Origin of the sequence: Kushneria konosiri, from assembly GCF_002155145.1 — a bacterium.
Taxonomy (GTDB): Bacteria; Pseudomonadota; Gammaproteobacteria; order Pseudomonadales; family Halomonadaceae; genus Kushneria; species Kushneria konosiri.
In genome coordinates this window covers 3,002,231-3,021,309 of record NZ_CP021323.1, presented here as the reverse complement: position 1 = coordinate 3,021,309, position 19,079 = coordinate 3,002,231, and the positions used below count along the sequence as shown (strand labels likewise).

Here is a 19,079-nt window from a genome sequence, read left to right as displayed (position 1 = left end):
ATAACGATATCGGATCGACCAGGCGATGGCGCTGACAGCGCCAGACCCAATGGTGACCTGCTACCAGTCATGATCAAAGACTGCCCATGGGCAATCACCGGCCGGATTCTACCCCAGGTCGGCACGGTTCGACACCGCCAGCCGGGCGCGGCGAAACAACGCGGAGCCCTGTGGCACGACTTGTCACGGTAATGGCGCCATCCTCAGCCGTATTCCATTGACAGCTGCCGACATGATGAAAGCGCCTGACGACGCTGTCAGCGGGGTGACCATACCCATTGAGATAGCCAGCGCTATAGATCACACGTGCCGGCTTTAGCATATCAACCAGGCGTTGCGAGGAGCTGCCATGGCTGCCGTGGTGACCTGCCACCAGAACATCCACCGGCTTGCGATAATGAGCAACAATGCGTGACTCGACGTTCTGGCCGCCGTCTCCAGTGATCAGAAAGCGGTGTCGAGGCGTTTCGATCAGCAGCACGCAGGAATGATCATTTTCAGCCGCCGGCAAGGTGGCGGTACTGCGAGGCCAGAGAAAGGTAAAATTGACGGCATCGGCTCGCCATGACAACCCGGCACGACAAGGGGTAAGCGCATCGACGTCAATGGTCTCCGACAGCGGCGCCCACCAGCGATCAACCTTGTGCAGTCCCTTGAGTACAGACACCCCGCCGGCATGATCACTGTCCCCATGTGAGACAATAACGCCATCAAAATGCTGTGGCTGATCCCAGAGTGTGGTAATCGCCATGAACCCCGAACGTGATCGCGGACCACTGTCATAAAGCCAGCGGCCATGAGCGGTGCGAATGTCAATCAGCTGCCCCTGACCGACATCGTGAATGACCAGTGACAATTCGCCATCACGAAGCATTGAAGCCTGGTTCGCGCCAAGAAACAGGGAAACGGCCATGATGCTGGCCAACCACCGCCAAAAACGAGCAAGCCCCGGCAGAAGCCATATCAGACAAATCAGCAGTAGCATAATGGCAAACGGCCATATCTGATCGGCAGCAGGCTGCCAATCGGGTTGCCACTGGCGCACCTGCTCGAGCACCGTTTCGAATAGATGGGCGGCCTGTCCAAAAAGCCACCAGAGCAACTGGCCCACTCCGGGGACGGGTGACAGTAACCACCCCAGAAGTGCCAAGGGCACCATGACCATGGAGACCCAGGGGATGGCGATAAGATTGGTCAGCATGGAAAGGCTCGCCATCTGTCCGAAAACAAGCAGCGTGGCACCTCCCGTTGCCAGACTTAAAAGCCCCTGACTGCGCAGCAGGGTATACCACCAGACGCGTTTTTCCTGCCAGCGCCAGGCAATAATCAATACCGCAACGGCCCCGAAGGAGAGCCAGAGCCCTGGGCGCACCAAGGAAAGCGGGGCACTGACGACCACTACCAGCAACGCCAGCCACCAGGCCTGCCACACTCCGGGCGAATGACGCCCGCAGGCGCTCCAGAGGGCAATGAGGGTCATGATGGCAGCCCGTACGGCTGGCGGAGCGAATCCCGATAGCCCTGCATAGAGCACCGCGGCTGCCCCGGCCATCCCCCAGGGCCAGAGCACCATGCGCCAGCAATATGGTTGCACAAGACGCGCAACAAGACGCCCGAGCAGTAGCACCCAGCCCGAGACCAATCCAACGTGCAGCCCTGAAATCACGGCAAGGTGTGTTGTGCCCGTTTCCCTAAGCAGCTTCCATTGAGACGCCTCAAGTGCACCGCCATCTCCCAGTGTTAGCGCCTGCAACCAGCGTCGGGTAAAGTCGTCATTGACCCGTGTCTTGAGCCAGCGCTGTGTCAGGGCAGGACCAGCCCCCGGCTGAAGGCGTACAGCCTCATGTGCATCACGCACATAACCGGTGGCCCCAAAGCCTTTCTCAATCAACCAGGCGCCATAGTCGAATCGGCCTGGATTGAGAAAGCCATGAGGCGGCTTCAAGCGCGCCGTTAAACGCCATTGATCGCCCGCTGATACTGCCGGAGGGTTATACCAGTCAAGGCGGACATGCTTGAGCCGGTGACAGCCGGGGAGTTCAGCGGCCGCCTCGCAGCGTGTCACCGCAAGATTCAACCGGGCTCGACCATCAAGTCGTTCCAGCGAAACAATACGGCCCTCCAGCGTAACGTTTTGTTTAGCAAGTCCATCTGCCAAAGGCGTTGGTCTCTGAGCGAGTCCATGAAAAAGTACAAGCGTTATCACCAGGGCCATGAGCAGCATCAGTCGGTGATAGAGTGCCGCTGCCAGCAGCCAGAAAAGCGCAAGCGCCCAAAGCCATTCATTCTGGGGCACACGCACCAGCAGGGCGCCAATAATGGCCCCAAGACACAGCAGTGGAAGGCGTATACCTTTGATACAGTCGATCAGTTCACAACGAATGGGCACAACGCGCTCATGATTTTCAGAAAGATTTTCCTCACCCACGGGGTTCAGGGATAATGGTGACATCGTTCTGTCTGGACGCTGCCTGATGCTGCGCCGATTTATTCAACGTTATCTGCCGGACCCGGAAACCATTCGGCGCCGAAAATCGCTTCGATTGATTCATCCACTCCTAGGCAACCCAGCGCTCTGGTTTGTCACTCGCAGAAGCATTGCCAATGGATTGTCTGTAGGGCTTTTTTGCGCGCTTTTACCCATCCCCGGGCAGATGCTGATGGCCGCGCTCGGTGCCTGGTGGCTGCGCGGCCATCTGCCGCTGGCGCTTGCACTGGTATGGCTGACCAACCCTCTGACCATGCCGGTGGTCTTTTATGTCACCTATCGCGTGGGCGCATGGATACTTCATACCCCGCCTCGCGCCCTGCCCGATGAAGTCAGCGTCAGCTGGTTTGCCAATCAGGTGGTCGATATGATGCCGGCCCTGATTGTCGGGTCCCTCGTTTGTGCGCTGATTATCGGCATCATTGCCAACATCTTGACTCGCCTTTGCTGGCGATGGCACATCCTGCGTGTCTGGCGCAAGCGTCGTCGGCATCGTCGCCGGTCATAACCTCCTCCCTGCCTTTTTTGTCATCGCCGAACAAGGAACCGGAACGTTTCTCTCCGGCGTCTTTTAAACTATGTTAATTCTGCCTGCTCTGAAGGCACATTCATCCATTATCGACAGGGAAGCCGACATCATGGATCTGGGAATCACCAATCGCGTTGCCATCATCACTGGCGCCAAGGGAGGCCTCGGTCTCGCCGCCGCTCGTGAGCTGGCCAATGAAGGCGTCAGGCTTGTGCTGTCCGACATGGACATCGAGCAGCTGGAAAAGGACACCGAGCTCATGAAGGGTGAGGTCATCTGTCACAAGGCCGATATCACCCAACAAAAAGATGTTGATGCGCTGGCCCAAGCCGCCATCGAGCGTTTTGGTACCATTGATATTGTCATTCACACGGCTGGCATTACCGGCGAGAAAGGGCATCCTCTTGAAATGAAGGATGACGACTACGAGGACACCTGGCAGATCAACTTCATGTCCGCCGTGCGAGTGGCACGTGCCACCTTCCCCACCATGCGCGAAAAAGGCTGGGGCCGCTTTGTGTGTATCACCTCTGAAAACGCCGTGCAGCCCTATTGGGATGAAGCCGTCTACAACGTCTCCAAGGCGGCGCTGGCGACCTTCGTCAAAAACCTGGCCTATGGAGAAGCGGAAAACGGCATTCTCTGTAATACCGTGTCCCCTGCTTTTATCGAATCTCCCATGACCAATGGCATGATGGAAAAGCGCTCGAGTGAGAATGGCTGCTCCTTTGACGAGGCGGTAGAAAGCTTTCTTGAAGAAGAGCGTCCCGGCATCAAGCTCAAGCGTCGCGGTCAGCCGGAAGAAGTGGCCGCCGCCATTGCTCTGGTCGTGTCCGAGCGCGGCTCATTTATCAGCGGTTCCAACATTCGAGTGGATGGCGGAGCGGTCATGTCGGTTCAAAACTGAAGAGCGGGGCCAAAAAGCGTCACGCCCTGAACGATAAAAGGCCCGCCAGCATTGCTGGCGGGCCTTTTAGGTGCCTTCTAGAACAAAATCAGCTCATGACATCGGGCGCCAGGCGCCCTTTATCCAGACGCAGCACTCGATCCTGATGCCGCGCGATGGCCATGTCATGCGTGACCACGACAAAGGCACTGCGCGAGCGCTCGGCGACCTCATCCATCAGCTCCAGAATCTGGCGCGCGGTTACCTGATCCAGATTACCGGTCGGTTCATCCATCAATACCAGACTGGGGTCCGTGACCAGTGCTCTCGCGATGGCGACCCGCTGGCGCTCACCCCCGGAAAGCTCGCCCGGCTTGTGCTCCCCGCGCGGCGCCATGCCGACCCTTTCAAGCAGTGCGCTGGCCTTTTTGGCCGCTTCACTGCGGCTCTGACCACGAATGATCAGTGGCATGGAGACATTTTCAAGCGCCGTGAATTCGGCCAGCAGATGGTGGAACTGATACACAAAGCCGATATGCTGATTACGAAACCGCCCGATGGCCGTCTCCGACAGGCCCTTGATGGAGTGACCGCCGATGAGGATTTCCCCCCGTGTCGGCCGATCCAGTCCGCCCAACAGATTAAGCAGCGTGGTCTTGCCGCTTCCGGAGCTACCCACAACTGCAATCCGCTCGCCGGCCGCGACCGTCAACTCCAGATTATCAAGCACGGTCAAATCCTGCGGACCTTCCTGATAGATACGGCTCAGTCCCCGACATACCAGCATGTTGTCGCGCTCTGTCATCATCGTCTCGTGTTGACTACTCATAGCGCAGCACCTCGGCCGGTTGTACCCGCGCGGCTCGCCACGCCGGATAAAGGGTCGACAGAAAACTCAACAGCAGCGCCACACCCGTGACGACCAGAACATCCGAAAGTTCAAGGCGCGACGGCAGATAGCTGATGAAATAAACGTTAGGGTCCAAAAACTGAATGCCGAAGACGGATTCGACCCAGCTGATAATATCGGCGATGGACAGCGCCAGAGCGATGCCGGCGATGACCCCCAGCACAATACCAATAAGGCCGATCGTAATGCCCTGCACCATGAAAATGCCCATGATCGAGCGAGGCGTTGCGCCCAGAGTGCGCAAGATGGCGATATCGGCATGCTTGTCGGTCACCACCATGACCAGGGTCGACACGATGTTGAACGCCGCCACGGCCACAATGACCATCAACAGCAGACCAATCATGCGCTTTTCCATCTGAATGGCCTGGAAAAGGTTGCCCTGGGTATAGGTCCAGTCGATCCCGCGATAGCCCGGCGGCATACTGCTAATGATCTCACGTGTCACGCTGTGCGCCTGAAAGAGATCATCGATTTTCAATCGTATGCCCTGAGCCTCGCCCTGCTGTCGCGCCAGGGTCTTCATGTCACCAAGGCTGGTGTAGGCCAGACTGCCATCAAGTTGCGCACCGACCTGAAAAATGCCGGATACGGTAAAGCGCTTCAAACGCGGAAAAACGCCACCAGGCGTGATTGAAGCCTCCGGCACCAAAAGCGTGACGCTGTCGCCCACACCCACGCCCAGGTTTCTGGCCAGAAGGCTGCCAAGAACAACGTTCCAGCTGCCCTTTTGAAGGGAATCAAGCTCCCCACCCACCATGTGATTACCAATGATGGAGACCTTCTTCTCCGCCTCGGGCAGAATGCCTTCGATCATCGCGCCCTGCGTCTGACCGTTGGAGGAAAACATGCCCTGCTGTTCGATATAGGGTGCAGCCCCCACGACATGATCGTGTCGCTGCAGCTGCTCGGCCAGCGCACGCCAATCATTGACCCCGTTTTGCGCTTCGATGCGCGTATGCGGAACCATGCCCAGAACACGGGTTCTCAGCTCATGGTCAAAGCCATTCATGACCGAGAGCACCAGAATCAGCACCGCCACGCCCAGCGTCAGACCGAGCATTGAGGTCAGCGAGATAAAGGAAATGAAGTGGTTACGCCGCTTGGCTCGCGTATAGCGAAGCCCGATCAGGAAGGGAATTCGATCAAGCATTATTGGCCTGGGATCCAGTGACAGGAGCCAACATGGTACGGACTTTTGGATCACCCTGCATCAGGCGTCGCCTTAATCCCTCTCAGTGTTAAAATATCGTCTCAGGCCATGCGCCGATACCTGCAGATTCCTGCCCCACCGATCGAGCGGATAATACTGTTGCCATGAATCAGGGCCCTTCACCCCGTCAGTTTCTACCCGAATGGACGCCTCAGCAGGCCGTCATGCTCAGCTGGCCCGGCCGTGACAGCGACTGGGCATCGCTTCTGGACGCCATTGAAACCACCTTTATCACCCTGATCGAGGTGATTTCCCGCTATCAGCATGTACTGGTTACCCTGCCGAACGAGGATACCCGTCAGCGCCTTGCCCTGACCCTGGCCAATCTTGGCGTGCCTGAAAACAGGCTCTCTCTGGTGATCGCCCCCAGTGATGACACCTGGGCACGCGATCATGGCCCTCTCACCGTAATCGAAGGCAACACGCCCTTGCTGTTGGACTACCGCTTTACCGGTTGGGGAGGCAAGTTTCCGGCCGAGCGTGACAACGCGCTTAATCGTGTACTGGCAGACCGGGGCATTTTCACTCCCGAACTGCACAACCTGCAGCAGGTCGTGCTGGAAGGTGGCGCCGTGGAAACCGATGGACAGGGGACGTTGATGACCACCCGCAGCTGTCTGCTAAATCCCAATCGTAATCCTCATCTTGATCAGGCAGATGTTGAAAAGCTCCTTGAGACGCAGCTGGGCACCCATCGTGTGTTATGGCTTGAAAACGGTTATCTAGAAGGCGATGACACCGACAGTCATATCGATACACTAGCGCGCTTTTGCGATGAGCACACCATCGCCTACGTGCGCTGTGATGATGACACCGACCCACATTTTGCAGCCCTGAATGCCATGGAGCGTGAGCTCAAGGCCTTTCGCCGCGCAGATGGCGAACCCTACCGCCTGATCGCGTTGCCTTGGCCGCGAGCCTGCCTTGATCCGGAAGATGGCCATCGCCTGCCGGCCACCTATGCCAACTTTCTGATCATCAATGGAGCAGTTCTAATGCCGTCCTACGCTGATCCGGCCGATCGTGAAGCGCTCAGGGCGCTGGCAGAGGCATTCCCGGCGCGCGATATCATCCCGATAGATTGCCGCCAGGTAATTCGACAGCATGGCAGCCTGCACTGCCTGACCATGCAACTGCCCGCGGGGTCGCTGAACGCGATTCAACACTAATATGCGGAGAGATGGAATGAAGGAAAGCATTGAAGTCGGCATCGTTCAGCAGAACGCCTGGAACGACAAGCCCAGAAGCCTGAGTGAAAGCGAGAGAGGCATTCGCGCCCTGGCTTCACGCGGCGCACGTCTTGTACTGCTGCAGGAACTGCATGCCACGCGCTACTTCTGTCAGTGTGAAGATACTGATGTCTTTGATCTGGCAGAACCGCTGGAAGGCCCAACCACACAGTTTCTGGCTGGACTGGCCAAAGAGCTCGACATCGTGATTGTGGGGTCCATCTTCGAGCGCCGCGCGCCGGGGCTTTATCACAACACGGCCGTGGTGCTGGATACCGGGCTTGGGCTGGTAGGCACCTATCGCAAGATGCATATACCGGACGATCCGGGCTTTTATGAGAAGTTCTACTTCACTCCGGGCGATGCCAGTCGTGGAAAGGGATTTACCCCTATCGACACCTCCGTGGGGCGCCTGGGCGTACTGGTCTGCTGGGATCAGTGGTATCCGGAAGCCGCCCGTCTGATGGCGCTGGCCGGGGCTGACATGCTGCTTTACCCCACTGCCATCGGTTGGGACCCGGACGATGACGCCGATGAAAAGCAGCGTCAGAAGGATGCCTGGACGCTGATTCAGCGCTCGCACGCCGTCGCCAATGGCATTCCGGTACTGGCGGCCAATCGTGTGGGTCACGAAGAGGATCCCAGCGAGGTTGGCAGCGGTATCGACTTCTGGGGCGGTAGCTTTATTGCCGGCGCACAGGGAGAAATTCTGGCGCTGGCAGGAGAGGACACCGAAGAGCTTCAGGCGACGCTTTCACTTAAGCGCAGCGAACAGGTGCGGCGGATCTGGCCCTATCTCCGTGATCGTCGTATTGACGCCTACGGTGATATTACCGAGCGATATCTGGACCGCTGATTCAAGCCCCTTAAATAATAGCGACGATGCCTGGCATCAGGGTCGTCGCTGACGATTTAATCCTTATTGTGACTTGTCAAGGCTTGTGCTAGAAAGATAACGGTATATTTCAGACAGAGAGATGGAGATAGCCATGTCACCGCAGTATCGACTGATGGCGGAGCTGGAAAAAGCCTTTGATGATCTTGTCGAGGCCACGGAAGCGCTCATGATCGCGGCAAGACAATCCCCTCTTGCGATGTGGCGCTTTGACGGTGAAGCCGATCTCGACTGGCTGATGCGCGCATTGACCGATTACTGGTATCAGGACGGCCAGGACGGCCGCGCGACACGAGATCATGTGGGAGTTGTGGTGGCCAATGATGCACTGCTGGAACACGCGCTGGAAGTTAATCGATGCAAGGATGTCTTTGCCGGACAGCTCGGAGCAGCCCGAAAACAGCATCCCTCCATGATTACCGAGCTCAAGGCCACGCTCCCCTTTCGCCATCCCGTACTGCACGATCATCTCAAGGGAAGCGGCATGGCACGCCTGCATCTCAAACAGTGCTGGCGACGTATTCCGATCGCGGATGCCCCGGTATCGCGCATTCGTCTTGCCTGGTATTCCAGTGGGCGCTCGATCAAGCGCATGAGCGTATCCGAAGTAGAGGCCAAACTGGCCAGACTCAATAATGAGGCCGCGCACGTTCAGATCCAGTATCGTTTGCTGGCGTCTCTTCCCGATGGGGAAATGCTGGCGCAGGTACAAACACAGGCACCCCTGATGCGTGCCAATCTGTTTTTCCAAGAACCTCTGGAAGATGGACATACACGCCGTGCCATGAACGTGGCCCTGCCACTGTTTGTACCGGCATCAAACAATCGCCTGCCGCAGATCAATCAGCCCGCGCCACACCCCCCGAGAAACGCACGCGAGCGCTGAGAGGAGACTCGAAAATAGAAAGCGAACCCTTTATTCCCAGCCTGCGCATCTACCGCTACCGTGATTGAAGATACCTAGAAATCACCGCTGGACTGTGGAAGTCGCTTCAAATGAAAATGTCGGGAGAGTCGTATAACAGGTCTTATCAACATTTGGGCACTGCCGATGACAAAAAGCCAGGTACCAATCGTCATCAGCGATGAATAAAAAAAACAGACACTGCCAATCAGAAACCAGAGCCCGATCAACACATCGTTAATAATACTGACCACTTCATAGCGGCGATGCACGACCAGCATATCGTGATTGAAATGCAGCGTTAGATCTCTTGCGTCAACGTTGTTTGATTTGTCAGACAAAATCGTTCCCCCTCTTTTGCCATGAGTAAACAGCCCAGAAAAACGCCGACCATCAGGTCGGCGCTTTTATCCTGCATCAGGCTGTACTGCTAGTGTAAACGGTTGAGCCCGTTATGCGCCGCGATGCGGTAGGCTTCTGCCATGGTCGGATAGTTGAAGGTAGTATTCACGAAATAGGCCAACGAGTTCGACTCACCCGGCTGGTTCATGATCGCCTGTCCGATATGAAGGATTTCGGAAGCCTGATCGCCAAAACAGTGAATCCCATAGATCTCAAGGGTTTTTGGATTAAACAAAATCTTGAGTACACCTACCGTATCACCGGTGATCTGCGCCCGCGCCGTATCCTTGAAAAAGGCCTGTCCTACCTCATAGGGCGTTTTCGAATCCGTCAGCTCTCGCTCGGTCTTGCCCAGCGAACTGATCTCGGGAATGGTGTAAATCCCTGTAGGAATGTCGTCGACGAAACGGGAGTTCTTGCTTAACGCATCGCCCGAAGCCGAACGCCCCTGATCGTAGGCCGCGCTGGCAAGACTCGGCCAGCCGATCACATCACCGGCGGCATGGATATGTTCGACCCGGGTGCGATAACTGGTATCGACCTGCAACTGTCCACGTGAATTGGCCTCAAGCCCTGCGTTTTCCAGCTTGAGCGTATCGGTATTCCCGGTACGGCCATTGGCCCACATAAAGGCATCAGCGCGCATTTTTTTGCCCGACTTGAGGTGCAGGGTAACGCCGGTCTCATCGCCTTCGACGCGGGAATACTCCTCGTTGTGTCGAATCTGCACGCCATTGTTGCGCAAGTGATAGGACAGTGCATCACTGATTTCATCGTCCAGAAACGATAACAGTCGATCGCGAGTATCGATCAAGTCGACCTTTACACCAAGATTGGAAAAGATCGAGGCGTATTCACAACCAATAACGCCGGCACCATAGATCATGATGCGGCGCGGCGTATGCGTAAGCCCCAGAATCGTGTCAGAGCAGTAAATACGCGGATGCCTGAAGTTGACATCAGAAGGCCGGTAGGGGCGCGAGCCGGTAGCGATGACAATATTGTCGGCGACAAGGGACTCGCGTGCGCCATGCCCATCAGACACATCAATGGTATGTGCATCGGCAAAGGAGGCGGTACCGAAAAAAACATCGATGCGATTGCGCGCATAAAAGCGCGTGCGCATGGCAACCTGATCCTCGATCACGCGGCGAGAGCGCTCAAGCATTCGTGGAAAAGAGACCCAGCGCGGCTCTCCCAGATCCCTGAACATGGGGTTGCTATTGAACTGAACCACCTGCTTGACGGCGTGACGCAGGGTCTTGGAGGGAATTGTGCCCTTATGAGTGCAATTCCCCCCGACAGCTGACTGGAGTTCAACAATGGCGACACGCTTATCGTGTTTGGCCGCATTGACTGCTGCACTCTCGCCCGCAGGGCCAGCTCCCAATACCACAACATCGTACTGATAGGTCGGCATGGGTTACGACGCTCCAGGCTTGCGGCTTGCATCAAGCGCCAGTTCGGGTCGATAGGCTACCTGCTGTAGTTTTTCTTTGCGCTGCTCCTCGCAGACGTCGTCCTTGCCGCCACAGATATCACATCCCTGCTTGAGCCCCAGATTGTTAAGCCCGCCGCAAGAGCCGCTAATGGGCTTGCGTCCAAGTAGTACGCCCACTGACATAACGCCTACAACAAGCAGCATGACCGCCAGCACTATTAACCATAACAGCATGGATTGCTCCTGTTCGTTGTCAGTCATCATCGACCAGCGATGGACTGTAGGGGTCATTTTAACCGTCATGACCGCACAAGTACCAATGCCGACAAATAATCGAGCCCCGAAAACGAAAACGGCACCGGGGTTACCGGTGCCGCTGGGAAGGCTTGGAATCAGCCGCCGAAATCATCAAGAAGGATGTTTTCCGGCTCAACCCCCATGTCGAGAAGCATCTTGACGACCGATGCGTTCATCATGGGCGGCCCGCACATATAGTACTCACAGTCTTCAGGCGCCGGATGGTCCTTGAGATAGTTTTCATACAATACGTTATGGATGAAGCCTGTCTTGCCACTCCAGTTATCTTCAGGCTGCGGATCCGACAGGGCCAGATGCCACTCGAAATTCGGATTTTCTTCCTGCAATCGATCGTATTCATCGTTGTAGAACGACTCACGGACCGAGCGGGCACCATACCAGAATGAGATCTTGCGATCGGTGCCAAGACGCTTGAGCTGATCGAAGATATGGCTTCGCATTGGCGCCATGCCGGCACCGCCGCCGATGAAAATCATCTCAGCATCAGTATCCTTGGCAAAGAACTCGCCGAAGGGACCATAGACCGTAACCTTGTCTCCAGGCTTGAGGCTGAAGACCCAGCTCGACATGAGGCCCGGCTGATGATCCGAATTGGGCGGCGGCGTCGCAATACGGATATTGAACTTGAGAATGCCTTTCTCTTCCGGATAGTTGGCCATCGAATAGGCGCGGATTACCGGTTCAGTTGTTTTGGCCTTCAAATTGAAAAAGCCGAACCTGTCCCAGTCCCCACGATACTCTTCAGCAATATCGAACTTGCTGAAATCGACCTCATACGGCGGTGCCTCAAGCTGCATATAGCCGCCGGCACGGAAGGCCACGTTTTCGCCTTCAGGTAGACGTAGCGTCAATTCCTTGATGAAAGTGGCCACGTTGTCATTATCAACAACCGTGCACTCCCACTTCTTGACGCCGAAGACATCCTCAGGCACTTCGATCTTCATGTCCTGTTTGACCGGTACCTGACAGGAAAGACGCCACCCTTCCTTCTTTTCACCCATGGTGAAATGGCTCTCTTCGGTCGCGAGGATCGACCCGCCACCTTCCTGTACACGACACTTGCACTGTGCGCAGGAACCACCGCCGCCGCAGGCAGAAGACAAAAAGATGCCCTGCCCGGCCAGCGTCTGCAAAAGCTTGCCGCCTGCCTGGGTTTTAATGGTGCTTTCAGGATCACCATTGATTTCAATGGTCACCTCACCACTACTGACCAGCCGACTGCGGGCGGTAAGGATAATGGCCACAAGGCCCAGAATAATCAGCGTGAACATGACCACGCCAACGATGATGACAGAGGTATCTACCATGACTCGTTTCCTTGCTCAGTCGATGATCCGCCGCTTACAGCTGAATGCCGGAAAACGACATGAAGCCCAGTGACATCAGACCAACGGTCAGGAAGGTAATACCCAGTCCCTGAAGTCCGGCCGGTACATCGCTGTACTTGAGTTTTTCACGAATGCCCGCAAGCGCCGCAATGGCCAGCGCCCAGCCAACTCCGGCACCAAGCCCGTAAACCACCGACTCACCAAAGGCATAATCACGCTGCACCATGAAAAGCGCCGCCCCCATGATGGCGCAATTTACCGTAATCAGCGGCAGGTAGATGCCCAACGTGTTGTAAAGCGCCGGCACGAACTTGTCGAGAAACATCTCGAGGATCTGAACAATGGCGGCGATTACACCGATGTAGCTCAGAAGTCCCAGAAACGACAGATCGATGTTTTCCGCGCCCTCGATACCTGTCCAGGACAGCGCACCTGCCTTGAGCAAATAATTCAGGATCAGGTTATTGGCCGGCACGGTAATGGTCAGAACAACAATGACCGCCACGCCAAGACCAATGGCCGAGGAGACCTTCTTGGATACGGCCAGAAACGTACACATGCCCAGAAAGAACGCCAGCGCCATGTTTTCAACAAATACAGCCTTGATGAAAAGGCTCAGGTAATGTTCAAACATTACACGCTCCCCTGTGCAGTATGCGGTTTGGTATTGGTCGTGATCTTGAACTCGCTCGTTTCAACCTGCTGCGGGCTAAGGCTTCTGATGGCCCAGATCAACAGACCGATCACGAAGAAGGCTGAAGGCGGCAGCAGCATGAGGCCATTGGGCACATACCAGCCACCATCATTGACGGTCGACATGATGGTAATGCCGAACACCGACCCTGAACCCAGCAGCTCACGGAAAAAACCGACCGCCAGAAGGATGAAGGTATACCCCAGACCATTACCGACGCCGTCCAGGAAGCTGAGAACGGGACCATTTTGCATGGCATAGGCTTCGGCCCGACCCATGACGATACAGTTGGTAATGATCAGACCCACGAATACCGACAGCTGCTTGGAAAGATCGTAGGCAAACGCTCTCAACAGCTGATCTACCACGATGACCAGTGACGCGATAATGGTCATCTGGATGATGATGCGAATCGATGACGGCATGTGATTGCGAATCAACGAAACGAACATGTTTGAAAAGGCCGTGACTGCAATAACCGCCAGCCCCATGACCAGCGAAGTGCTCATGGAGTTGGTCACCGCCAGAGCACTGCAGATTCCGAGGATCTGCAGTGCAATGGGGTTATTCTGAAAAATGGGAGTTATCAGCAGACCCTTGGCTGAATCAGTTTTTGCCATGATCAAGCTCCTTGTGAAGTGTCACGAAAGCGCGCCAGATACCTGGCAAAGCCTTCGTCGCCCATCCAGAACTGCAGCAGGTTGGTGACGCCCGTGCTGGTCAGGGTAGCACCTGAAAGCGCATCCACCTTGTGTTCAGCATCGGGCGTATTGCTGCCAACGCCGCCCTTGACGAGTCGGATGGCGGGATCAGTGCTGCCCTCGGGATAAATTTCCTTGCCGGGCCAGAGCGACTTCCAGCGGGGGTTATCCACTTCGCCGCCAAGCCCCGGGGTTTCACCCTGATCGTAAAACGACAGGCCAACGACAGTGTTGCCATCGCCCTCCAGCGCCAGATACCCAAGCATCAGCGACCAAAGCCCCTGACCACGAACCGGCAGAATGATCTCATCAGGGTTATCGGGATCACCCACAAGATAGACCGTGGCGTAGTTTTCGACGCGACCACCAAGACCGGCCCGATCCTCAGGGCCACTCAGGGTTCGCGACATGGCCGGATCCTGAGTAGAAGCAATCTGATTGAAACGTTCGGGATCAATATCGTCGACATATTCACCGCTACGCAGATCCACCACACGCTGGGTGATCTCACCAAACTGCTGCTTGACGCTTTTCCCGGGCACCATCAGGTTGGCGACCTGCAAAATGTTGGTCTTGCGATCAAGCTCCTGATTTTGCTGCTGGGTCGGCCTGAGCGCTACAGCGGCCGTGGAGACCACCACGGAGCAGACCACACACAGAGACAGCGCGACCGTCAGGGTTTTCTTGATCGAATCATTACTGGCCATCAGGCAACCTCCTTATCCCTTGACGGCATCAGACGCTTTTGCCGACGTTTGATATTGGCCTGAACGATAAAGTGGTCGATCAGCGGTGCGAAAAGATTGGCAAACAGGATGGCCAGCATGATGCCTTCGGGGAAGGCCGGATTGGCGACCCTGATCAGCACCGTCATGAAACCGATTAATGCGCCAAAGATCAGCTTGCCTGTGTTGGTCATCGAAGCCGAGACAGGGTCGGTGGCCATGAAGATCATGCCAAAGGCAAAGCCGCCGATGACCAGATGCCAGTACCAGGGCAATGCAAACATCGGATTGGTATCGGAACCGATCAGATTGAAAAGCGTCGCCGTGGCCACCATGCCCAGAAAGACACCCAGAATGATGCGCCAGGAAGCGACTCGGGTCCAGATCATGACCAGACCACCCAGCAGGATCATGAGCGTCGAGGTTTCACCAATACTGCCCTGAATAAAGCCGAGAAAGGCATTGATCCAGGGCGTTTGTGCCACCAGTTGATCGACGCCACCCTGCGCTGCAGTGGAAAGTGCCGTAGCACCGGTATAGCCATCCGCCGGCACCCAGACGGAATCACCAGACAGCTGTGCCGGATAGGCAAAGTACAAAAAGGCGCGGCCTGTCAGCGCCGGATTGAGGAAGTTCTTGCCGGTACCGCCAAACACTTCCTTGCCAATCACCACACCAAAGGTAATACCCAGAGCGACCTGCCATAGCGGCACGGTGGCCGGTAGAATCAGGGCAAAAAGAACCGATGTGACAAAGAAACCTTCGTTGACCTCGTGGCCACGGCGGATGGCAAACAACACTTCCCAGAAGCCACCCACGATAAAGGTAACCGCATAGATGGGCACGAACCATGTCGCCCCCAGCACAAAGTTGTCCCATATACTGCCGGGATCGTGACCTCCTGCCAGCGCCATGACGACCGCTTCACGCCAGCCTTCCAGCGCGCCGTAGTTGCCGGCGATAGCCACATTGGCCTGCAGGCCAACGTTATACATGCCAAAGAACATGGCCGGGAAGGTACACATCCAGACCGTGATCATGATGCGCTTGAGATCGATACCATCACGTACGTGTGATGTCGATCCTGTCACATGGCCCGGTGAATAAAAAATGGTATCCACCGCTTCATACAGGGCGTAGAAGCGCTGATACTTTCCGCCCTCATGGAAGTGGGGCTCGATATTATCCAGTAAACGACGAATCCCCATCATCAGACCTCTTTTTCGATCGTTGTCAGATTGTCGCGCAGGATCGGACCATACTCATATTTGCCAGGGCAGACGTAGGTACAAAGTGCGAGATCTTCCTCGTCAAGTTCCAGACACCCCAGCTGCATGGCCACCTCGATATCCCCAACAATCAGCGAGCGCAGCAGCTGGGTCGGAAGGATATCCAGAGGCATGATCTGTTCGTAAGAGCCGATCGGTACCATGGCACGCTCGGAGCCATTGGTACTGGTATTGGGTCGAAATGAAGCCGGCCTTGTCAGCCGCGACAGATAGATGCCTGTAGCGGAATGCCGGTCAAGGCCCAGAGACAGCCAGCCCAGCAGCGCTCGCTTGTGCCCTTCTTCAATCAACGACACCTGCAGGTGATAACGACCGAGATAGGCCGTCTCGTCCCTGGCAGTACTACCACCGAACACGGACCCGGAAATGACACGGACATCCTGAGCGTTTTCGATTTCGCCAACAAGCAGCTCATCAAGGCTTGCACCAAGGCGCGTACGTACCAGCCGCGGTTTTTTTGCCGCCGGGCCACCCAGCGCCACGACTCGTCGCGTATCCAGCCGTCCCTGTGTAAACGTTGCCCCAATGGCCATGACATCCTGATAGTTCAGATGCCATACCTGACGGCTGATACCTACAGGTGAAAGGTAGTGTATGTGGGTACCCGCCAGCCCTGCCGGATGAGGGCCAGAAAAGGCTTCGTGCGATACCCCGTCGAGTTCTCCACCGGGCACTTCAGCGTTCGGCGCGGTACACAGATAGACCTTACCCTCGGTCAGATGCCGTATTACCTTGAGTCCATTGACGAAATCGTCGCGACGCTCCTGAATCACGGGTGCCGGATCAGCACTGAGAGGGTGCGTATCGATGGCCGTCACAAAAATATTGAGCGGATGCTCGGAGACCGACGGCACACGGGAAAAGGGACGCTTTCTAAAGCTGGTCCAAAGGCCGGTAGCCACCAGATGATCAACGACAGCCTGACGTTCCAGAGTATCGAGTTGATCAGGGTCGTGACGTTCAAAGGCCATCGCCTCGGCATCGCTGTTGTCATCAACCCGGATGACCACCGACAAAAGACGGCGTTTTTCACCACGGTTAATGGCGACCACTTCACCAGCAGCTGGCGCCACATAGCGAACGCCTTCGGTTTTCTTGTCAGTGAAAAGCAACTGACCAAGCGATACCCGGTCTCCCTCGCGGACTTCCATGGTTGGCCGCATGCCGATGTAATCAGGGCCAAGAACAGCCACATGCTTCACCGGCTGACCATTTTCGATGGTCTGGGAAGGTGAACCCGCGATGGGGAGATCCAGGCCTCGTTTGACTTCGATCATAGTCTCGCCCAGTAGTCGAATCTGATGCAGTCATGCAGGGTTTGATAACCGTTCGACGCAAGCTATTGATAGCAACCGTTGTTACCGGTGATCCCCTTGGGTGATGATCAATCAGATGAGATGTTTCGGTGATCCGCAAGAGCGGACATGATTTAGCACGGTTAAAAAACCAGCCGTATTATAAGGAGCTGGAACACGAAAAACCACATGCGTTACAAGGGATTCAGGTCGGGCTCGAGGAACTCCTGGACCAAAGTCCAGGAGGAAATGCAATCATTTCAGTTTGGCGAAGGAAAGGAAGGAAGTCGCGCATGAGCCATATGCTGGACCAGGCGAATCACCTGAGCGCTATAGCCAAACTCGTTGTCATACCATACATACAGCACGATGTTTTTGCCGTCAACAATAGTGGCCTTGCCATCCACAATACCGCCATGACGGTTGCCCACAAAATCCGACGACACCACTTCAGGTGAGTCGACGAAGTCGATCTGGCGGCGCAGCTTCGAATCGATCGACATTTCACGCAGATAGCCGTTGAGCGATTCCCGGTCACATTCCTTTTCAAGCGTCAGATTCAGAATGGCCATGGAAACGTTGGGAATCGGCACGCGAATGGCGTTACCGGTCAGCTTGCCCTCGAGTTCCGGCAGCGCACGTGTCACGGCCTTTGCGGCACCGGTTTCGGTGAGCACCATATTCATGGGCGCACTGCGTCCACGACGTTCGGCCTTGTGATAGTTGTCGGTCAGGTTCTGATCGTTGGTATAGGCATGAACCGTTTCAACATGTCCTCGCTCAACGCCATAACGATCGGACAGACACTTCAGCACTGGCACGATGGCATTGGTGGTACACGATGCCGCTGACAGAACTCGCTCGTTTTCATCAGCCTCGTGCTGATTGATGCCGTAGACAATATTTTTGATATCGCCCTTGCCGGGTGCTGTCAGAAGTACACGCGCTACGCCCTTCGAAGCCAGGTGTCTTTCAAGCCCCTCACGATCACGCCATTTACCGGTGTTGTCCACCACGATGGCGTTATCGATGCCATAACTCGTGTAATCAATGCTATCGGGCGATTCAGCGCGAATGAACTGAATACGATTGCCGTTGGCGATAATGGCATCGTTGTCGTAATCCAGCGTCAGCGTGCCCGGGAAAGGTCCATGAATGGAGTCACGCCGCAGCAGGCTGGCACGCTTTTCCAGATCAGAACTATCCCCACGAACCACGACAGCGCGTAGCCGCATGGTCTGCCCGCCACCGGTACGCTCAATCAGAAGCCTTGCCAGCAAGCGACCGATACGGCCAAAGCCATAAAGCACCACATCACGAGGCTGTGCCGAACCACCTTTACCCTGCTGACCCACGATGGGCGCAAGCTCTTTCTTTAGAAAACCAGCAACATCATGCTCGCCGCTACGCTTGTAGGCCACGGCAAGCTTGCCCACATCGATATGAGCAGGGCCCGGCTCGAGTTCGATCAGTCGCTTGACAAGAGCAAAGGTATCACTGACTTCAAGTTCGACGCCTTCAGCATGTCGAGCATAGCGATGATGCTTCAACAGCTGAATGACCGACTGATTGACCATGGAACGGCCATACATCAATGGCACTACCTGACAGGTGCGATAGAGACGTCCCAGCAATGGAATCATCTCTTCAGCCAGCGACTCCTGTTCCTGCCACTGTTTCAGACACGCTTCTTCTTTTTCCGTACTCACGTCAGGTTTCCTTACAATACAATGATCGAAAACCTGCAGTGCCTGCCCTTTTTTTGGTTGATATCCTTTTCGGTATCACGGGCACTCTCTCGGCAGCTGCAATCTTAAGGTGGCGGCATTATC

18 protein-coding genes are annotated in these 19,079 nt (G+C 55.8%); 5 read left to right on the top strand and 13 right to left on the bottom strand.

Annotation, left to right across the window (positions count from 1 at the left end; genetic code table 11):
• Positions 1 to 94: 94 nt before the first annotated feature.
• Complete coding sequence (locus tag B9G99_RS13930; protein ID WP_086622699.1) at positions 95 to 2,452, bottom strand: DNA internalization-related competence protein ComEC/Rec2; 2,358 nt, start codon at positions 2,450 to 2,452, stop codon at positions 95 to 97.
• Between the two features lie 22 nt (positions 2,453 to 2,474).
• Between B9G99_RS13930 and B9G99_RS13925 the strand changes: the two genes are divergently transcribed.
• Both B9G99_RS13925 and B9G99_RS13920 read left to right on the top strand, forming a co-directional pair.
• Positions 2,475 to 2,996 carry a DUF2062 domain-containing protein gene (locus B9G99_RS13925; RefSeq protein WP_086622698.1) on the top strand — a complete coding sequence of 174 codons (522 nt, stop codon included), beginning with the start codon at positions 2,475 to 2,477 and terminating at the stop codon, positions 2,994 to 2,996.
• Positions 2,997 to 3,126: 130 nt separating this feature from the next.
• Entirely contained in the window at positions 3,127 to 3,924 is a 798-nt protein-coding gene (locus tag B9G99_RS13920) for an SDR family NAD(P)-dependent oxidoreductase (protein WP_086623495.1), read from the top strand.
• Positions 3,925 to 4,012: 88 nt separating this feature from the next.
• Here the strand turns inward: B9G99_RS13920 and B9G99_RS13915 are convergent, their stop codons facing one another.
• Positions 4,013 to 4,732, bottom strand: coding sequence for an ABC transporter ATP-binding protein (locus B9G99_RS13915; protein WP_227875830.1), 720 nt, complete (start codon positions 4,730 to 4,732; stop codon positions 4,013 to 4,015).
• Positions 4,725 to 5,966: a lipoprotein-releasing ABC transporter permease subunit gene (locus B9G99_RS13910; protein ID WP_086622697.1), complete on the bottom strand. Its 1,242-nt coding sequence runs from the start codon at positions 5,964 to 5,966 to the stop codon at positions 4,725 to 4,727. Before B9G99_RS13910 ends, B9G99_RS13915 begins: the two co-directional genes overlap by 8 nt.
• A 164-nt stretch (positions 5,967 to 6,130) precedes the next feature.
• Between B9G99_RS13910 and B9G99_RS13905 the strand changes: the two genes are divergently transcribed.
• From B9G99_RS13905 to B9G99_RS13895, 3 genes are all read left to right on the top strand, one after another.
• Positions 6,131 to 7,195 carry an agmatine deiminase family protein gene (locus B9G99_RS13905; protein ID WP_086622696.1) on the top strand — a complete coding sequence of 355 codons (1,065 nt, stop codon included), beginning with the start codon at positions 6,131 to 6,133 and terminating at the stop codon, positions 7,193 to 7,195.
• A gap of 16 nt (positions 7,196 to 7,211) precedes the next feature.
• On the top strand, positions 7,212 to 8,111 hold the full coding sequence (locus B9G99_RS13900; RefSeq protein ID WP_086622695.1) for a carbon-nitrogen hydrolase: 900 nt from the start codon (positions 7,212 to 7,214) through the stop codon (positions 8,109 to 8,111).
• 133 nt (positions 8,112 to 8,244) lie between these two features.
• Entirely contained in the window at positions 8,245 to 9,036 is a 792-nt protein-coding gene (locus B9G99_RS13895; RefSeq protein ID WP_335617609.1) for a DNA replication terminus site-binding protein, read from the top strand.
• Between the two features lie 74 nt (positions 9,037 to 9,110).
• On the opposite strand, the gene B9G99_RS13890 is transcribed toward B9G99_RS13895, so the two are convergent.
• From B9G99_RS13890 to B9G99_RS13845, 10 genes are all read right to left on the bottom strand, one after another.
• The gene (locus tag B9G99_RS13890) at positions 9,111 to 9,395 is read right to left on the bottom strand and encodes a YrhK family protein (RefSeq protein WP_227875829.1); all 285 of its coding nucleotides are present in this window, start codon (positions 9,393 to 9,395) and stop codon (positions 9,111 to 9,113) included.
• 89 nt (positions 9,396 to 9,484) lie between these two features.
• On the bottom strand, positions 9,485 to 10,876 hold the full coding sequence (gene sthA, locus B9G99_RS13885; RefSeq protein WP_086622693.1) for a Si-specific NAD(P)(+) transhydrogenase: 1,392 nt from the start codon (positions 10,874 to 10,876) through the stop codon (positions 9,485 to 9,487).
• Positions 10,877 to 10,879: 3 nt separating this feature from the next.
• Positions 10,880 to 11,131: a (Na+)-NQR maturation NqrM gene (gene nqrM / locus B9G99_RS13880; protein WP_086623493.1), complete on the bottom strand. Its 252-nt coding sequence runs from the start codon at positions 11,129 to 11,131 to the stop codon at positions 10,880 to 10,882.
• 158 nt (positions 11,132 to 11,289) lie between these two features.
• A complete protein-coding gene (nqrF, locus tag B9G99_RS13875) occupies positions 11,290 to 12,522 on the bottom strand; it encodes an NADH:ubiquinone reductase (Na(+)-transporting) subunit F (protein ID WP_086622692.1) in 1,233 nt (410 codons plus the stop codon).
• A 34-nt stretch (positions 12,523 to 12,556) separates the two neighbouring features.
• Positions 12,557 to 13,177: an NADH:ubiquinone reductase (Na(+)-transporting) subunit E gene (gene nqrE, locus B9G99_RS13870; protein WP_086622691.1), complete on the bottom strand. Its 621-nt coding sequence runs from the start codon at positions 13,175 to 13,177 to the stop codon at positions 12,557 to 12,559.
• Positions 13,177 to 13,857, bottom strand: a complete 681-nt coding sequence (locus tag B9G99_RS13865) for an NADH:ubiquinone reductase (Na(+)-transporting) subunit D (protein ID WP_086622690.1) — start codon at positions 13,855 to 13,857, stop codon at positions 13,177 to 13,179. The genes nqrE and B9G99_RS13865 overlap by 1 nt, the downstream gene beginning before the upstream one ends.
• A gap of 2 nt (positions 13,858 to 13,859) precedes the next feature.
• On the bottom strand, positions 13,860 to 14,645 hold the full coding sequence (locus tag B9G99_RS13860) for a Na(+)-translocating NADH-quinone reductase subunit C (RefSeq protein ID WP_086622689.1): 786 nt from the start codon (positions 14,643 to 14,645) through the stop codon (positions 13,860 to 13,862).
• Positions 14,645 to 15,874 (bottom strand): NADH:ubiquinone reductase (Na(+)-transporting) subunit B, encoded by a 1,230-nt coding sequence (locus tag B9G99_RS13855; RefSeq protein WP_086622688.1) that lies wholly within the window; start codon positions 15,872 to 15,874, stop codon positions 14,645 to 14,647. The genes B9G99_RS13860 and B9G99_RS13855 overlap by 1 nt, the downstream gene beginning before the upstream one ends.
• Positions 15,874 to 17,229 carry a Na(+)-translocating NADH-quinone reductase subunit A gene (locus B9G99_RS13850; protein WP_086622687.1) on the bottom strand — a complete coding sequence of 452 codons (1,356 nt, stop codon included), beginning with the start codon at positions 17,227 to 17,229 and terminating at the stop codon, positions 15,874 to 15,876. The genes B9G99_RS13855 and B9G99_RS13850 overlap by 1 nt, the downstream gene beginning before the upstream one ends.
• A 278-nt stretch (positions 17,230 to 17,507) precedes the next feature.
• A complete protein-coding gene (locus tag B9G99_RS13845) occupies positions 17,508 to 18,956 on the bottom strand; it encodes a glyceraldehyde-3-phosphate dehydrogenase (protein WP_086622686.1) in 1,449 nt (482 codons plus the stop codon).
• Positions 18,957 to 19,079 lie beyond the last annotated feature (123 nt).

Excerpts from the sequence above, each read along its gene's own strand:
- B9G99_RS13850 (WP_086622687.1), bottom strand. The coding sequence starts at position 17,229 with ATGATCGAAGTCAAACGAGGCCTGGATCTCCCCATCGCGGGTTCACCT.
- B9G99_RS13860 (WP_086622689.1), bottom strand. The coding sequence starts at position 14,645 with ATGGCCAGTAATGATTCGATCAAGAAAACCCTGACGGTCGCGCTGTCT.
- B9G99_RS13905 (WP_086622696.1), top strand. The coding sequence starts at position 6,131 with ATGAATCAGGGCCCTTCACCCCGTCAGTTTCTACCCGAATGGACGCCT.
- B9G99_RS13930 (WP_086622699.1), bottom strand. The coding sequence starts at position 2,452 with ATGTCACCATTATCCCTGAACCCCGTGGGTGAGGAAAATCTTTCTGAA.
- B9G99_RS13855 (WP_086622688.1), bottom strand. The coding sequence starts at position 15,874 with ATGATGGGGATTCGTCGTTTACTGGATAATATCGAGCCCCACTTCCAT.
- B9G99_RS13900 (WP_086622695.1), top strand. The coding sequence starts at position 7,212 with ATGAAGGAAAGCATTGAAGTCGGCATCGTTCAGCAGAACGCCTGGAAC.
- sthA (WP_086622693.1), bottom strand. The coding sequence starts at position 10,876 with ATGCCGACCTATCAGTACGATGTTGTGGTATTGGGAGCTGGCCCTGCG.
- B9G99_RS13920 (WP_086623495.1), top strand. The coding sequence starts at position 3,127 with ATGGATCTGGGAATCACCAATCGCGTTGCCATCATCACTGGCGCCAAG.
- B9G99_RS13910 (WP_086622697.1), bottom strand. The coding sequence starts at position 5,966 with ATGCTTGATCGAATTCCCTTCCTGATCGGGCTTCGCTATACGCGAGCC.
- nqrF (WP_086622692.1), bottom strand. The coding sequence starts at position 12,522 with ATGGTAGATACCTCTGTCATCATCGTTGGCGTGGTCATGTTCACGCTG.
- nqrE (WP_086622691.1), bottom strand. The coding sequence starts at position 13,177 with ATGTTTGAACATTACCTGAGCCTTTTCATCAAGGCTGTATTTGTTGAA.
- nqrM (WP_086623493.1), bottom strand. The coding sequence starts at position 11,131 with ATGCTGTTATGGTTAATAGTGCTGGCGGTCATGCTGCTTGTTGTAGGC.
- B9G99_RS13865 (WP_086622690.1), bottom strand. The coding sequence starts at position 13,857 with ATGGCAAAAACTGATTCAGCCAAGGGTCTGCTGATAACTCCCATTTTT.
- B9G99_RS13915 (WP_227875830.1), bottom strand. The coding sequence starts at position 4,732 with ATGAGTAGTCAACACGAGACGATGATGACAGAGCGCGACAACATGCTG.
- B9G99_RS13925 (WP_086622698.1), top strand. The coding sequence starts at position 2,475 with ATGCTGCGCCGATTTATTCAACGTTATCTGCCGGACCCGGAAACCATT.
- B9G99_RS13895 (WP_335617609.1), top strand. The coding sequence starts at position 8,245 with ATGTCACCGCAGTATCGACTGATGGCGGAGCTGGAAAAAGCCTTTGAT.